Raw genomic sequence first — 14,012 nt, forward strand, 5'->3', positions numbered from 1 at the left:
GCGATTGGCTTTGCTCGTCGCCGTACCACGCCTCTAGGACCTGGGGTTCCCTTGACCACCGAGCTGCTGGCACCTCTCGATCTGGCCTTCTGGCATCTCGAATCCGCGGACCATCCCATGCATCTCGGCGCGCTCGCGGTCTTCACCGCGGCACCCGGCACGGCCGGCGGAGCGGGCGTGCTGGAACTGCTCGCCGCGCGCGCCGCCGCCATCCCCCGGCTCAGGATGCGGGTACGGGACGTCTGGCTGCCGGTCGGCGGAGCGGCCTGGGCGGTGCACAAGGAGTTCGACGTACGTCGCCATGTGCGCCGGGTGCCGCTGCCCGAAGGGGAGTTCGCGACGGAGGCGACAAGGCTGGCCGGCGAGCTGATGGAACGTCCGCTCGAACGCGGCATCCCGCCCTGGGAGATGTATGTCCTGACGGCGCAGGACGGCGGCCGGGTCGGGACCGGGGAAGCGGTGAGCGGCGGCCGGCCCTTCGCCGTCCTGGTGAAGCTGCACCACGCGCTGGCCGACGGCATCCGTGCCGTCGCCATCGGCGCCGGAATCTTCGACCAGATCGCCGACGCGCGGGCGGCCGGTGACCGCCGGGCGCGCCCGGTGCCGCCCCGGTCCTGGCTGCCCGGCCCCTGGCAGGTGGCGGGGCTGGCCAGGGGCCGGATCGAGGAGCTGGGCCGGGCGGTCGGTATCGGCGCCTCGGTCGTACGGGCGAGCCGGCTCGACCCGCGCGGTATGCCCGCGCTCAGCGCCGGATCCAGCGGGACACGCCGGCTGGCCACCGCGCTGCTCGATCTGGAGGACGTCCAGCGGATCCGCAGGGCCGCGGGCGGCACGGCCAACGATGTCCTCCTCGCGACCGTGGCCGGCGCGCTGCGCCGCTGGATGCTCGAACGGGGCGAGCCGCTGCCCGTCACCCCGCCGCGCGCTCTTGTGCCGGTCTCCCGCCGGGGACCGGGCAGTCCGCCCGGCTCCGGCAACAGGCTCTCCGCCTATCTTCTCGGTCTGCCGGTCGCCGAGGCCGACCCCCGGGCCAGGCTCGCCGCCGTACGCCGGGGCATGGACCGCAACAAGTCCGACGGGCCCTCGCGCGGAGCCGGCGCGGTGGCCGTCCTCGCGGACCAACTGCCGCCGCTCGCCCACCGGCTGGGGGCGCCGCTCGCCGGCAGCGCGGCCAGGATGCTCTTCGACATCCTGGTGACGAGCGTCCCGCTGCCGCGCTCGACGCTCTCGCTCGGCGGCTGCCCGCTGCGCGAGGTGTATCCGATGGCGCCGCTCGCCCGCGGACAGTCCCTCGCGGTGGCGCTGGCCGGCTACGGCGGGCGGGTACATGTGGGGCTGGTCGCCGACGGCAAGGCCGTGCCGGACCTCGACCGGCTGGCGCGCGGAATGACCGACGAACTGCGGGAACTGCTCCGGGTCACCGGGCCGGGCGGCCGGATCCGCTCCGGCGACCCCGACCGGGCCGCCCCCGCCGGAGGATCCTTGGCCATGAAGAGCCCCCGGACAACCGAGAGATCGGACAGCTGAGTGCGAACTCCGCACAGATAGCTGCCTCATGGGTGTTGACGCGTCCAGTCATCCGATGAATATTCATCGTGATCGGCATGGTGACCACCCTCGGCCGGGGGTGGTCCGCGGCGGCGACATCGGGAGGCGGCAGCGGTATGCGGCACACCACGCTCGGACAGGGAACGGTCGGGGTGACCGGACTCTCCTTCGGGGCGGCCGGGATCGGCAATCTCTACACCCCCGTCGGACCCGAGCAGGCCGCCGCGGCGGTCGACGCGGCCTGGGACGCGGGCATCCGCTACTTCGACACCGCGCCGCACTACGGCCTCGGGCTCTCCGAACGGCGGCTCGGCGAGGCGCTGCGCGACCGGCCGCGCGCCGCGTACACCCTCTCCACCAAGGTGGGCCGGCTGCTCGCCCCCGTCCCCGGCGGCGGACCCGTCGGCGACGATCTCGCCCATGGCTTCGCCGTACCCGCCACGCACCGCCGTGTCTGGGACTTCAGCGGGGACGGGGTACGCCGCTCCATCGAGGACAGTCTCCGGCGGCTGGGGACCGACCGTATCGACATCGTCTATCTGCACGACCCCGACGACCACGCGGAGGAAGCCTTCCAGCGGGCGTATCCGGCGCTGGAGCGGCTGCGCGCCGAAGGCGTCGTCGGGGCGATCGGCGCCGGGATGAACCAGACGGCGATGCTCACCCGGTTCCTCCGCGACACCGACGCCGATGTCGTCCTGTGCGCCGGCCGCTTCACCCTGCTCGACCAGTCGGCGCTCACCGAACTGCTGCCCGAGGCCGTCGCGCGGGGCAGGAGCGTGGTCGTCGGCGGGGTCTTCAACTCCGGCCTGCTCGCCGACCCGCGCCCCGGCGCGACATACGACTACACCGCCGCCCCGCCCGAACTGCTCGACCGGGCCCTGCGGATGGATGCCGTCACCCGGCGGTACGGAGTGCCGCTGCGCGCCGCGGCCCTGCGCTACCCCCTGCGCCATCCCGCCGTCGCCAGTGTGCTGGTCGGTGCCCGTTCCGCGGCGGAGGTACACGACGCGGCCGAACTGGCCGAGCGCGCGGTCCCCGACGAGCTGTGGGCCGAACTGCGCGCGGAAGGACTGCTGAGCGAGGACGGAGTGCTGTCATGAGGGTCGCCCTGCACACCAGGGTGCGTGCCGACCGGATCGGGGAGTACGAGGCGGCACACCGCGAGGTGCCCGCCGAACTCACCGCCGCGATCCGGGCCGCGGGCGCCACCTCCTGGACGATCTGGCGCAGCGGTACCGATCTCTTCCATCTGCTGGAGTGCGAGGACTACCCCCGTCTGCTCGCCGAGCTGGACGGGCTTCCGGTCAATGTCGCCTGGCAGGCCCGGATGGCCGAGCTGCTCGATGTCGCGCACGACTACTCCGCGGCCGGTGCCGATGCCGGACTGCCCGTCGTCTGGGAGCTGACATGACACCGCCGGGCATGATCGACGCCCACCACCACATCTGGGATCTGTCCGTGCGCGACCAGGACTGGATCACCGGACCCGCGATGGCTCCCCTCCGCCGGAACTTCACCCTCGCGGAGCTGGCCGCCGAGACCCGGACCGCGCAGGTGTCCGCCACCGTCCTGGTGCAGACCATCGGGGTCCCCGAGGAGACCCCGGAGTTCCTTGCCGCCGCCGACGGCAGCGACCTCGTCGCGGGTGTCGTCGGCTGGACCGATCTCACCGCGCCCGGGGTCGCGGACACCCTTGCCGCGCTGCGCGAGCTGCCCGGCGGCGACCGGCTGGTCGGGATACGCCATCAGGTGCAGGGCGAGCCGGACCCGGAGTGGCTGCTGCGCCCGGACGTACGCCGCGGGCTGGCCGCCGTCGCCGCCGCCGGGCTCGTGTACGACCTGGTGATCCTGGAGCATCAGCTGCCCGCCGCCGTGCGGGCCGCCGAGCTGCTGCCCGGACTCACCTTCGTCCTCGACCATCTCGGCAAGCCGCCCATCGCCGGGGGCACGACAGAACCGTGGGCGGGCCTGGTCGGAGAGCTGGCGGCGCTGCCGAACACCGTCTGCAAGCTCTCCGGGATGGTCACCGAGGCCGCCTGGGACTCCTGGACGGCCGAGGGGTTGCGGCCGTACGCCGATACCGTCCTCGACGCCTTCGGGCCCGAACGGCTGATGTTCGGCTCCGACTGGCCGGTGTGCCGGCTGGCCGCCACCTACGGAGAGGTACTCGACGCGGCCCGCACCGTGACCGACGGACTGAGTGAGGACGAGCGCGACGCGGTCTTCCGGGAGACCGCGCGGCGCGTCTACGCCCTCTGAACCGGATCCGTGCCGTCCTCGGCCGGCTCCGGGAAGGCATGGCGCACCGGGCCGGGGAAGGGCTCCATGCCCAGCAGGGCGGTGACCGAGTGGGTGGCCAGCGTGTGCCAGGTGCGCGGGTGGCGCAGCATCGCGTGATCACCGCCGGGCAGCAGTACGGCACAGGCCTCGGCGCCCGCCGCACGGGCGCGGGCGGCCAGCTCGAAGCTGCCGCGCGGATCCGTGACCCGGTCACGGTCGCCGTGCAGCAGCACGGTCCGGCAGCCCGCCAGGTGCTCCACGGGCTCACCGGGCGGGCACCAGGGCGCGAGCCCCACCACCCCGCTGACCAGGTCGTGCCCGGCGGCGGCCAGGGCCGCCCGGCCTCCCATCGAGTGCCCCACGAGAACGACGGGAACGGGACCGACCAGGGGCTCCAGCTCGTCGAGCGCCCGACGGGTGTCGCGCGCCGCGTCGGCCCGGCTGCCGTTCCAGCCCCGGCAGCGATAGCGCACCCGGCCCACCACCACGTCGTATCCGTCGGTGGCCCGTAGCACCGCACGGGTGAACGGCCACATCCGGGCGCCCGGCAGACTCAGCCGGGCCGGCGGCCGCACGCCCGACTCGCGCCCGCCGTGCAGCAGCAGGACGACGGCGCGGGGCCGCGCGGCGGTTCTGTCGAGAACGAGCGCGGGCTGGACCGCGCCTCGGCGATCGCGTACGGACATGGGTCTTCCTTCCGACGGCGGGAGCCCGGTGGCTGTCCTGGGCACCTTTGGCGGGGCTCTTCCATGAACGATCCGGCGAACGGATTCGTCGCCGCGGGGCTCGTGGATTGTCCGGCCGGCCCGCCGGGCGTTCGCACGGCCCCTGCGGCACCCTGGATCCATGCCGGAAGTACCCGAAGTCGAAGCGCTGCGAGAGTTCCTCGACGGCCAGCTGGTGGGCAAGGAGATCGTCCGTGTGCTGCCCCTGACCATCAATGTGCTCAAAACATACGATCCGCCTCTCTCCGCACTGGAGGGCGCCACGGTCACCGCCATCGCCCGCCACGGCAAGTATCTGGACATCGTCGCGCGTGATGCCGGGGACGGCGAACTGCATCTCGCCCTCCACCTCGCCCGCGCGGGCTGGCTGCGCTGGAAGGACTCGTTCCCGCAGACGCCCCCTCGGCCGGGCAAGGGGCCGCTCGCGCTGCGCGTCGTCCTCGCTGAGGGCGACGGGTTCGATCTGACCGAGGCGGGCACCACCAAACGCCTCGCCGTGCATCTCGTACGTGATCCCGCGGACGTCCCCGGGATCGCGCGGCTCGGGCCCGATCCCCTCGACGACTCCTTCGACCGCGCGGCGTTCGCCCGGCTGCTCGCCGGTGAGAACCGGCAGATCAAGGGCGCGCTGCGCGACCAGCGTCTGATCGCGGGCATCGGCAACGCCTACAGCGACGAGATTCTGCACGCGGCGAGGATGTCGCCGTTCAAGCCGGTGAAGAACCTCTCCGAGGACGAGATCAGCACCCTCTACGAGGCGCTGCGCGGCACACTGCGCGAGGCCGTCGACCGCTCGCGCGGAGTGGCGGCGGGACGGCTCAAGGCGGAGAAGAAGAGCGGTTTGCGCGTGCACGGCCGTACCGGTGAATCCTGTCCCGTCTGCGGCGACACCATCCGCCAGGTCTCCTTCAGCGACTCCTCGCTCCAGTACTGCCCGACCTGCCAGACGGGCGGCAAGCCGCTCGCCGACCGCAGACTGTCCCGGCTCCTCAAGTGAGACCGGCCGGCCGTCATCGCCCGCCGATCGTCATCACCCGGCGGCCGTCCGAGGCCCGGACCTCGAAGTGGTCGATCTCGTCGGGCCGCAGCGCCGCACCGCCCCGGGTGACCAGCGGCACGGCCCCGCCCGCGCGCGCCGCCCAGGACGTGACGGTCTGCTCCGAGCCGTCCCGGCCCACCGCGATCAGGGCGCAGGAGCCGAAGTCACCGGACCGGACCAGTTCCAGGCCGATATCGGCCCCCCACGCCTTCTCCGCCGCCGTCACCACCGCCGCCGTACCCGTCGACCGGTCCGACGCGGTCCACCGGGCGGTCACCGGTGCGCCCGGATCCGCCCGGGGAACCACGGTGAGGACGCCGAGCGGACCGCCCACCGCGAGCACCGCCGCCGCGGCCACCAGCGCGAGCCGCCGGCCGCGGCCCCGGCGCCGCACCGCGGCGGTACGGCCGAGCAGCCCGGCCAGCAGCTGCGGACTCGCGGCCGTGAACGGCGCCATCTCGGCGGGGGTGCGCCGCGCGTAGGCGTCCAGCTGCTCCCTCACCCCGCCGAATTCGGCCAGCAGATCAGAACAGCGCGGACAGTCCATCAGATGGTCCTCGAACCGGAAGGCGTCCGGGGCATCGAGCACGCCCAGTGCGTAGGCGCCGGCATCACGATGGAGGTCCAAGGTCCGCATGCTGTCTGTTACGCAACGGAACACGGAATGACTCAAGCCGGGGGAGTCCTTATGGGCGGGCCACCGCCTACACTCCGGCGTCATGCTGCGTGTACTGGCTGTGGACGACGAAGAACCGGCCCTTGAGGAGCTGCTGTACCTGCTGAGGGCCGACCCGCGGATCCGGGGCGCGGAGGGCGCCACCAGCGCGACGGAGGCGCTGCGGCGCATCGGCGCGGCGCTCGACACCGGTCCCGACGACCCCGCCGCCATCGACGTGGTTTTCCTCGACATCCATATGGCCGGGCTGACCGGCCTCGATGTCGCCCGGCTGCTGGCAGGCTTCGCCGAGCCACCGCTGATCGTCTTCGTCACCGCCCATGAGGACTTCGCCGTCCAGGCCTTCGATCTGAAGGCCGTCGACTATGTCCTCAAGCCGGTCCGCAGGGAGCGGCTGGCCGAGGCGGTACGCCGGGTCGCCGAACTGGTGGGGGAGCGGGCGCCGGTCTCCGCCCCCGCCGCCGATCAGATAGCCGTCGAACTCGGGGGAGTGACACGCTTCGTCGCCGTCGACGACATCGCCTACGCCGAGGCCCAGGGTGACTACGCACGGCTGCACACCGACACCGGCAGCCATCTGGTCCGTATCCCCCTGACCACGCTGGAGGAACGCTGGCGGGCCCGGGGTTTCGTACGGATCCACCGCCGCCATCTCGTCGCCCTGGCCCGGATCGATGAGCTACGGCTCGACGCGGGCGCGATGAGTGTCCGTGTCGGTGATGCCGAGCTGGCGGTCAGCCGGCGTCACGCCCGCGCGCTGCGGGATCTGCTGATGCGGCAGGGCGGGCGCTGACCAGGGACTTCCCCCGGGAACACCGGCCTGCGTACACTCTGGGCCCGAGCACTCCGCCGGGCCCCGGATACGGGCCGGGCCGGGCCGGAGGGCGGAGAGCCGGAGAGACCGGAGAGCAAGGGGGACGGACATGACGGGGGAGCCCGGGTCGCGGCAGCCGGCGCCCCGGCGCGAGGTGGTCACCGGAGAGCCCCGTCGCGTACGTCCCCTGCCGCGCTACCGCGCCCAGGCCGAGATCGAGGAGCAGACCGCGCTCGGCGACGCCTATGTCCGCTCCCTGATGCGCGGTCAACTACGCGCCGGGCTCACCGCGTTCGCGCTCCTCGCGCTGGTCGCGGGCACCCTGCCGCTCGCCTTCGCCACCCTGCGCGACGCGACGGCGGTCTGGGTGGTGCTCGGCTTCGCCGCGTATCCGCTGCTCACCCTGCTCGCCTGGTGGTACGTACGGCGCGCGGAGCGCAACGAGCGCGACTTCGCCCGGCTCGTGAAGGGCCGGCCCGTTCCGTGAGCCAGAGTTATACGGTGACCGCCGTCACCGTCGTCGTGCTCGCGACCGTCCTCGTCGGCGGCTTCGGGCTGCGGATATCCCGTACCACCTCCGACTTCTATGTCGCCTCCCGCACGGTACGGCCCGCGCTCAACGCCGCGGCGATCAGCGGCGAATACCTCTCCGCCGCCTCCTTCCTCGGCGTCGCGGGACTGGTGCTGCTGCACGGCCCCGACATGCTCTGGTACCCGGTCGGCTATACCGCCGGCTATCTCGTCCTGCTGCTCTTCGTCGCCGCCCCGCTGCGCCGCTCCGGCGCGTACACCCTCCCGGACTTCGCCGAGGGCCGGCTCGAATCGCGCGCCGTGCGCCGACTGGTCAGTGTGTTCGTGGTCGGTGCGGGCTGGCTCTATCTCGTACCCCAACTCCAGGGCGCGGGGCTGACGTTGAAGATCCTCACCGGCGCACCCGACTGGTTCGGCGGGGTGCTGGTCGCGGTGGTCGTGGTGGTCGCGGTCGCGGCGGGCGGGATGCGCAGCATCACCTTCGTCCAGGCGTTCCAGTACTGGCTCAAGCTCACCGCGCTGCTCGTGCCCGCGCTCTTCCTGCTGCTGGCCTGGCAGGGCGACGGCCGGCCGGGCGCGGATCTCGATCTGACGGAGGCCGTCGTCGGCCGCGCGGACCATCCGCTGTACGCGACCTACGGTCTGATCGTGGCGACCTTCCTCGGCACGATGGGGCTGCCCCATGTCGTCGTCCGCTTCTACACCAGCCCCAATGGCCGGGCCGCCCGCCGGACCACCGTGATCGTCCTGGCGCTGGTCGGCGCGTTCTATCTGCTGCCGCCCGTCTACGGCGCGCTGGGCAGGCTCTATGTCCCGGAACTCCCGTACGGTACGGACGCCGACGCCGCCGTGCTGCTGCTGCCGGAGCGGGCGATCGGCGGGCTCGGCGGGGATCTGCTCGGCGCGCTGGTCGCGGGCGGCGCCTTCGCCGCGTTCCTCTCCACCGCGTCCGGGCTGACCATGGCCGTCGCGGGGGTCCTCACCCAGGATGTCCTTCCCTCCCGCGGCGTACGCCACTTCCGGCTGGCCACCCCGCTCGCCATGGCCGTGCCGCTCGGCGGGTCACTGCTGGTCAGCGGGATGCCGGTGGCCGACTCGGTGGGGATGGCCTTCGCGGTCTCCGCCTCGTCGTTCTGTCCGCTGCTGGTCCTCGGCATCTGGTGGCGGCGGCTCACCCCGCCCGGTGCGATCGCGGGGCTCCTCCTCGGCGGCGGTCTGGCGTTCGCCGCCACGGTGATCACGGTGAGCGGGACCGTACGGTCGGGCTGGCCGCACGCGCTGCTCGCCTGGCCCGCCGTCTGGTCGGTGCCCGTCGGCTTCCTCGCGATGATCCTGGTGTCCCTGGCCACGCGCGGCCGGATACCACCGGGCACCAACGCGGTGATGACACGCTTCCATCTGCCGGAGACTCTGATGCCCGGCAGCCGCGACGCCGGGGCGAGCGGAAGCGCCAGAACGACGGGTGGCGGAGCCGGCGACAGCGCCACATCCGGAGGCGCCGGATGAGCGGAGCCGCACTCGCCGTCCTGATCGTGCTCGGTCCGCTGCTCCTCGCGGGCGGCTTCGTGCTCGGCCGGCGCACCGCGCGCCCCGAGCGGACCAGCGATGTCGGCACGCCCGTGGAGCGCGCCACCTTCGAGACCCTGCACACCGCCTCGCTCGCCGCGCCCCCGCTACGGGCAGGTCTCACCGAGGAGAGCGCCCGCAAAGCGGCCCGCCGACTGCGCTCCCTGCTCGGCACCGACGCGCTCTGCCTCACCGACCGCGAGCGGGTCCTCGTCTGGGACGGGTCGGGCGAACACCATGGCAAACAGGTGATGGCCCAGGTCGAGGGGGTGCTCGCGAGCGGACGCGGCACCGCCTTCGCGAGCGGCTGCGGCGATCTCGACTGCCCGCTGCGCTGGGGCGTGGCCGTGCCGCTGACCGTCGACCACCGGGTCCTCGGCACCCTGGTCGCCTACGCCCCGCGCGAGTCGGCGGTGCTCGCCAGGGCGGCGGGCGAGGTGGCCCGCTGGGTCTCCGTACAGCTGGAACTGGCCGAGCTCGACCGCTCCCGCACCCGGCTGATCGAGGCCGAGATCAGGGCGCTGCGGGCCCAGATCTCCCCGCACTTCATCTTCAACTCCCTCGCCGCCATCGCCTCGTTCGTCCGTACGGACCCGGGGCGTGCCAGGGAACTGCTGCTGGAATTCGCCGACTTCACCCGCTACTCGTTCCGCAGCCATGGCGACTTCACCACCCTCGCCGATGAACTGCACTCCATCGACCAGTATCTGGCGCTCGTACGGGCCAGGTTCGGCGAGCGGCTCTCCGTCACGCTCCAGGTCGCTCCCGAGGTCCTGCCGGTGGCGATGCCGTTCCTCTGCCTTCAGCCGCTGGTCGAGAACGCCGTCAAGCACGGCCTCGAAGGGGCGGCCACCACGAGCCGGATCACCATCAGCGCGCTCGACGCGGGCGCCGAGGCGGAGGTGGTGATCGAGGACGACGGGGTGGGTATGGAGCCGGACCGGCTGCGCCGGATCCTGCGCGGCGAGGGCGGCGCGTCCACCGGGATCGGACTGCTCAATGTGGACGAACGGCTGCGCCAGGTCTACGGGGACGAGTACGGCCTGGTCATCGAGACGGGCGTGGGTGCGGGTACGAAGATCACGGTACGGATCCCCAAGTACCGCGCGGGTGTGCACGGCACCTGAGCGCCCGCCCGCGTGCGCCGCCGGTCGGCACAGCACATCAGAACACCCGGTCGCAGCGGCCGGTCGGCACAGCCGGTCAGAACAGATGGATCGCCAGATGCCCCAGCGGCAGCCCGAGCTGCCAGGCCGGGGTCCAGACCTGTGGCCCCTCCGCCTCGTCGGCCGGGAACGGATCGCCGTACGCCGGGCTCACGGCATCGAGATCCGGCGCCAGCAGCTCCGTCTCCTCCAGCCACCGCCACGCCGCGCCCGCCAGCTCCAGATCAGGATCCCGGGTCTCCGGGCCGGACTCGAACGCCGCCGCCTCCAGCCGGTCGAGCCGCGCGCAGACCCATTCCCGCCAGCAGGTCCCGTACGCCGTGAGCGAGCGCCACTCCTCCATCCTGGCCACCACGCGCGGTCCGCCCACCGAACTGTCGGAGAGGAAGATCGTCAGGGCCAGCGCGTCCCGCCCCGCCCGGTATTCGAGCGTTGTCGGCGGCATCAGATCACCGGTGCGCAACAGCTCGTCGGCGATGTACTCCGCGTACATCCAAGCCATGGGCACCAGGAGGCCACCACCACCCGCCCCTTCGGTACATTCCGGACGCATCGCTTTTCCGCCTTCCTTTCTTCCCCCGAAGCCTGCTTCACGGAGCATTGAACCGGCGGTGGCCGCCCCGCGTGGCCAGAAAGGCAGGATCGGTCGGCGGACAGGAGAGGATTGTGACGGGTGTGGCCGACGGTGAGGCGTCCGGCGATGGAGCGGACGATTCCGGCCCGCATGTGCGGTCGCTCCTGGGTGCCTATGTGCTCGAAGCGCTCGCGCCCGGGGAGGACCGGCGCGTCGCGGACCATCTGGTGGAGTGCGGCCCGTGCGGTGCGGCCTATCTGGAGGTGGCCGACGCGCCGTCGTTGCTGGCGCTCCTGGACGAGGGCGACCTGCGGTGGCCGGACGCGCTGTAGCCGGGCATCGAGCGGGCCAGCGCGCGCAGCGCGTAGTACGAGCGGGACTTGACCGTGCCCGGCGGAATCCCGAGCACGCGCGCCGCCTCGTTCACGCTCAGGCCCCGGAAGTAGATCTGGGTCAGCACCTCGCGGTGCTCACGGCTCAGCGTCCGCACCGCCTTGCGCACATCGAGCACCGCGACGGTGGATTCGGTGCGGTCCTCGGGGTCGGGCGTGGCGGCGAGAATCCCGTCGCTGACCTCCGTGGGCCGCGCCAGCCGGGATCGGCGGGCGTCGATCGCCAGCCGCCGGCCCACGGTGAACAGCCAGGGCCGCATGGAGTCGAAGGGTCCCTCGAACGCCTCGGGATGCTGCCAGGCGCGGACCAGTGTCTCCTGGAGCAGATCCTCGGCGCGCTGCCGGTCGCCGTAGGTCAGGCCGAGCAGAAAGTTCAGCAGGGCCGGTCCGTGGTCGCGCTGAAGCTCCGTCAGTGCCCGCTCGTCGGTCCTCTCCTCGGCCATGGCCCTGGTCATCGTGAACGCCCTTCCCGCCGGGGTCGCCGTCGTACACGGCTCCGTTGCCGCCTGGCGTATCCGAACGCATGCCGGCGCCGAGGGACAGACAGCGCACCGAGGTCTGCGACGAGCGGTCGCTCACTGCGGCGAGTGGTGCGGTGAACGGTCGGACGGTGGCGTTTGGGCCCTTTCATGAGCACTGTCGGCTTGGTCACTTGACATCCAATTATATGAATATATGGATTCGTTGGGACGGTATCCCCCGGAATTGGAGCCATCCCGATGACGAAGCGCATGCGACAGGGAGCGGTGGCCGCAGCGGCGCTGCTCATCGGAACGGCGGCGGCCTGCGCCGCTCCCGAACGGCCCGCCGACCAGGTCCCGCACGGCCCGCCGCGGGCGGGCTCCGCGGCTCCCTCCGCCGCCGGCGGCGCCGCGGCGCCGGGGCGTGGATTCACGCTCGTCGCCTCGGGTGACGTGCTGCCGCACGACTCCGTCATCGACCGGGCGAACGCCGACGCGGACGGCGAGGGCTATGACTTCGGGCCGATGCTCGACAGTGTGAAACCGGTGGTCTCCGGCGCCGATGTGGCGATCTGCCACATGGAGACCGTGTTCGGCGAGAAGGACGGCTCGTACAGCGGCTATCCGGCCTTCGTGTCGCCGCCCGAGATCCCCGCCGGTCTGCGGACCACCGGCTACGACTCGTGCTCCACCGCCTCGAACCACAGCCTGGACGACGGAGCCGACGGGGTACGCCGTACCCTCGACGCGTTCGACAAGGCGGGCGTCCGGCACACCGGTACGGCACGCTCGGCGGCCGAGGCCGCGCGTCCCGCCCTGCTGACGGCGGGCGGCGCCAAGGTGGCCCAACTGGCCTACACCTTCGGCACCAACGACTACGACCTTCCCGAAGGACAGCCCTGGGCCGTCCGGCTCATCGACGAGCGGAAGATCGTCGCGGATGCCCGCGCCGCGCGCAAGGCGGGCGCCGATGTCGTCGTGATCAGCCTGCACTGGGGCACCGAATGGCAGACGGAACCCGACGAGGAGCAGCTGAGCCTGGGCAAGAAGCTCACCGCGTCGCGCACGAACGGCCGTCCCGACATCGATCTGATCCTCGGCACCCACGCCCATGTCCCGCAGCCGTACGAGAAGGTCAACGGCACCTGGATCATCTATGGGATGGGCGACCAGATCGCCGGGACGATGACCAACGACGACGGTGAGCTGGACGGGCGCGGCAACCATGGCTCGATCGGCCGGTTCACCTTCGCGCCGCCCGCCGCGCCGGGGGAGCGCTGGCCGGTGAAGAAGGCCGAGTTCATCCCGCAGATGTGGGACCTCGACACCGGACGCGTGGTGAATCTGCCGGAGGCCGTACGGCGCGATGCCGAGCGGGACGACTACCGCGAGATCCAGTCGGACATCAGCGAGGCGGTCCTGAGCCGCGGCGCGGCGGCGGACGGCCTCACCGCGGGCCGCTGAGCGGGACGCGGCGAGGGCGCCGGGAGCGCGCCGCGCGGACGCGGGCCGGGGTACGGGCGGAGGCGGCGGGGGCGCCGTACCCGGCCTGATCTCCCACCTCGGGCTAGGTCGTGTCTTCAAAGTAGCGCCGTCCGCCCGCAGGGCGGGCCCGGCGCCCGCCGCGGAGCGGCTGATGTCACCGCGGTGCGTGCGATCGCAAGGCGGAGGGTCTCCCCAGTACTGGACGTACTGGGGGTGACCCGACAACGCGGCGAGCGTGAGTGCCGGGCGTCGCCGGGCAGGCGGGACTTTGAAGACACGCCCTACGGGACGACCGTCACCGGCCAGCGGCCCGCCTTGACCAGCCGTACCGCCACCGAACCGATGATCCGGTGCCCCGCCGACTCCGAGGCCCCCACCACCACGGCGTCCGCCTTCAGCTCGTCGGCCGCGGTGACCAGCCCGCTGTACGGATCCCCGTGGAAGGTGTGGAACTCCCAGCGGACGTCCCAGACGTCCCTGACCCGCTCTATGGCCACCCGGATCTCCTCCACCAGACCCTCGGCGATCTCCCCGGTCGTCTCCGCGACCGGGGCGCCGAGGGCGGCGCCGGCCGGCATGACGGGCTGCACGTAGACGATGGCGAGCAGGGCGTTCTGCCGCCGGGCGAGTCCGCCGGCGTACGCGGCGGCGCGGAACGAGGACTGCGAACCGTCCACGCCGACGACGATCACCTTCGGGCCGTCGGTACCACGTTCGAATTGAGTGGGCTGCTGAGTCACGGCACGCAGGGT

The 14,012-nt window shown here is 72.5% G+C and carries 16 protein-coding genes; 11 read left to right on the forward strand and 5 right to left on the reverse strand.

Going from position 1 to position 14,012, the window contains the following annotated elements:
- Positions 1-51 precede the first annotated feature (51 nt).
- The 4 genes from M1203_RS14720 (at position 52) to M1203_RS14735 (ending at position 3,810) form a co-directional block, all read left to right on the forward strand.
- Positions 52-1,527 (forward strand): wax ester/triacylglycerol synthase family O-acyltransferase, encoded by a 1,476-nt coding sequence (locus M1203_RS14720; protein ID WP_249950129.1) that lies wholly within the window; start codon positions 52-54, stop codon positions 1,525-1,527.
- 137 nt (positions 1,528-1,664) lie between these two features.
- Positions 1,665-2,651, forward strand: a complete 987-nt coding sequence (locus tag M1203_RS14725) for an aldo/keto reductase (RefSeq protein WP_249950507.1) — start codon at positions 1,665-1,667, stop codon at positions 2,649-2,651.
- Positions 2,648-2,962 (forward strand): L-rhamnose mutarotase, encoded by a 315-nt coding sequence (locus M1203_RS14730; protein WP_249950130.1) that lies wholly within the window; start codon positions 2,648-2,650, stop codon positions 2,960-2,962. The genes M1203_RS14725 and M1203_RS14730 overlap by 4 nt, the downstream gene beginning before the upstream one ends.
- Complete coding sequence (locus tag M1203_RS14735; protein WP_249950131.1) at positions 2,959-3,810, forward strand: amidohydrolase; 852 nt, start codon at positions 2,959-2,961, stop codon at positions 3,808-3,810. Before M1203_RS14730 ends, M1203_RS14735 begins: the two co-directional genes overlap by 4 nt.
- Here M1203_RS14735 and M1203_RS14740 read toward each other — a convergent pair.
- Positions 3,798-4,517: an alpha/beta fold hydrolase gene (locus M1203_RS14740; protein WP_249950132.1), complete on the reverse strand. Its 720-nt coding sequence runs from the start codon at positions 4,515-4,517 to the stop codon at positions 3,798-3,800. The genes M1203_RS14735 and M1203_RS14740 overlap by 13 nt on opposite strands.
- Positions 4,518-4,677: 160 nt before the next feature.
- Here M1203_RS14740 and M1203_RS14745 point away from each other — a divergent pair, with 160 nt between their 5' ends.
- Positions 4,678-5,553 (forward strand): Fpg/Nei family DNA glycosylase, encoded by an 876-nt coding sequence (locus M1203_RS14745; RefSeq protein ID WP_249950133.1) that lies wholly within the window; start codon positions 4,678-4,680, stop codon positions 5,551-5,553.
- Positions 5,554-5,566: 13 nt separating this feature from the next.
- Here the strand turns inward: M1203_RS14745 and M1203_RS14750 are convergent, their stop codons facing one another.
- Positions 5,567-6,232, reverse strand: a complete 666-nt coding sequence (locus M1203_RS14750) for a zf-HC2 domain-containing protein (protein ID WP_249950134.1) — start codon at positions 6,230-6,232, stop codon at positions 5,567-5,569.
- 82 nt (positions 6,233-6,314) lie between these two features.
- Here M1203_RS14750 and M1203_RS14755 point away from each other — a divergent pair, with 82 nt between their 5' ends.
- The 4 genes from M1203_RS14755 to M1203_RS14770 all read left to right on the forward strand — a co-directional run bounded on the left by M1203_RS14755 (position 6,315) and on the right by M1203_RS14770 (position 10,309).
- Positions 6,315-7,064 (forward strand): LytTR family DNA-binding domain-containing protein, encoded by a 750-nt coding sequence (locus tag M1203_RS14755; RefSeq protein ID WP_249950135.1) that lies wholly within the window; start codon positions 6,315-6,317, stop codon positions 7,062-7,064.
- A 130-nt stretch (positions 7,065-7,194) separates the two neighbouring features.
- The gene (locus M1203_RS14760; protein ID WP_249950136.1) at positions 7,195-7,572 is read left to right on the forward strand and encodes a hypothetical protein; all 378 of its coding nucleotides are present in this window, start codon (positions 7,195-7,197) and stop codon (positions 7,570-7,572) included.
- Positions 7,569-9,122, forward strand: a complete 1,554-nt coding sequence (locus M1203_RS14765; protein WP_249950137.1) for a cation acetate symporter — start codon at positions 7,569-7,571, stop codon at positions 9,120-9,122. The genes M1203_RS14760 and M1203_RS14765 overlap by 4 nt, the downstream gene beginning before the upstream one ends.
- Entirely contained in the window at positions 9,119-10,309 is a 1,191-nt protein-coding gene (locus M1203_RS14770) for a sensor histidine kinase (RefSeq protein WP_249950138.1), read from the forward strand. The genes M1203_RS14765 and M1203_RS14770 overlap by 4 nt, the downstream gene beginning before the upstream one ends.
- Before the next feature lie 76 nt (positions 10,310-10,385).
- Here M1203_RS14770 and M1203_RS14775 read toward each other — a convergent pair whose 3' ends face one another.
- Complete coding sequence (locus M1203_RS14775; protein ID WP_249950139.1) at positions 10,386-10,901, reverse strand: hypothetical protein; 516 nt, start codon at positions 10,899-10,901, stop codon at positions 10,386-10,388.
- Between the two features lie 113 nt (positions 10,902-11,014).
- Between M1203_RS14775 and M1203_RS14780 the strand changes: the two genes are divergently transcribed.
- On the forward strand, positions 11,015-11,254 hold the full coding sequence (locus M1203_RS14780) for a zf-HC2 domain-containing protein (RefSeq protein WP_249950140.1): 240 nt from the start codon (positions 11,015-11,017) through the stop codon (positions 11,252-11,254).
- On the opposite strand, the gene M1203_RS14785 is transcribed toward M1203_RS14780, so the two are convergent.
- A complete protein-coding gene (locus M1203_RS14785; RefSeq protein WP_374403154.1) occupies positions 11,176-11,757 on the reverse strand; it encodes a sigma-70 family RNA polymerase sigma factor in 582 nt (193 codons plus the stop codon). The two genes, M1203_RS14780 and M1203_RS14785, sit on opposite strands and share 79 nt — an antisense overlap.
- A 276-nt stretch (positions 11,758-12,033) precedes the next feature.
- Between M1203_RS14785 and M1203_RS14790 the strand changes: the two genes are divergently transcribed.
- Entirely contained in the window at positions 12,034-13,239 is a 1,206-nt protein-coding gene (locus M1203_RS14790; RefSeq protein ID WP_249950142.1) for a CapA family protein, read from the forward strand.
- A 302-nt stretch (positions 13,240-13,541) separates the two neighbouring features.
- Here M1203_RS14790 and M1203_RS14795 read toward each other — a convergent pair whose 3' ends face one another.
- Positions 13,542-14,000 (reverse strand): universal stress protein, encoded by a 459-nt coding sequence (locus M1203_RS14795; protein WP_030349349.1) that lies wholly within the window; start codon positions 13,998-14,000, stop codon positions 13,542-13,544.
- Between the last annotated feature and the right edge of the window lie 12 nt (positions 14,001-14,012).

It is taken from the genome of Streptomyces sp. 35G-GA-8 (assembly GCF_023534745.1).
Lineage (GTDB): Bacteria > Actinomycetota > Actinomycetes > Streptomycetales > Streptomycetaceae > Streptomyces.

Bases quoted from the DNA above. Each gene is read 5' to 3' on its own strand.
- M1203_RS14790 (WP_249950142.1), top strand. From the start codon at position 12,034: ATGACGAAGCGCATGCGACAGGGAGCGGTGGCCGCAGCGGCGCTGCTC.
- M1203_RS14775 (WP_249950139.1), bottom strand. From the start codon at position 10,901: ATGCGTCCGGAATGTACCGAAGGGGCGGGTGGTGGTGGCCTCCTGGTG.
- M1203_RS14745 (WP_249950133.1), top strand. From the start codon at position 4,678: ATGCCGGAAGTACCCGAAGTCGAAGCGCTGCGAGAGTTCCTCGACGGC.
- M1203_RS14730 (WP_249950130.1), top strand. From the start codon at position 2,648: ATGAGGGTCGCCCTGCACACCAGGGTGCGTGCCGACCGGATCGGGGAG.
- M1203_RS14740 (WP_249950132.1), bottom strand. From the start codon at position 4,517: ATGTCCGTACGCGATCGCCGAGGCGCGGTCCAGCCCGCGCTCGTTCTC.
- M1203_RS14725 (WP_249950507.1), top strand. From the start codon at position 1,665: ATGCGGCACACCACGCTCGGACAGGGAACGGTCGGGGTGACCGGACTC.
- M1203_RS14750 (WP_249950134.1), bottom strand. From the start codon at position 6,232: ATGCGGACCTTGGACCTCCATCGTGATGCCGGCGCCTACGCACTGGGC.
- M1203_RS14760 (WP_249950136.1), top strand. From the start codon at position 7,195: ATGACGGGGGAGCCCGGGTCGCGGCAGCCGGCGCCCCGGCGCGAGGTG.
- M1203_RS14770 (WP_249950138.1), top strand. From the start codon at position 9,119: ATGAGCGGAGCCGCACTCGCCGTCCTGATCGTGCTCGGTCCGCTGCTC.
- M1203_RS14755 (WP_249950135.1), top strand. From the start codon at position 6,315: ATGCTGCGTGTACTGGCTGTGGACGACGAAGAACCGGCCCTTGAGGAG.
- M1203_RS14735 (WP_249950131.1), top strand. From the start codon at position 2,959: ATGACACCGCCGGGCATGATCGACGCCCACCACCACATCTGGGATCTG.
- M1203_RS14785 (WP_374403154.1), bottom strand. From the start codon at position 11,757: ATGGCCGAGGAGAGGACCGACGAGCGGGCACTGACGGAGCTTCAGCGC.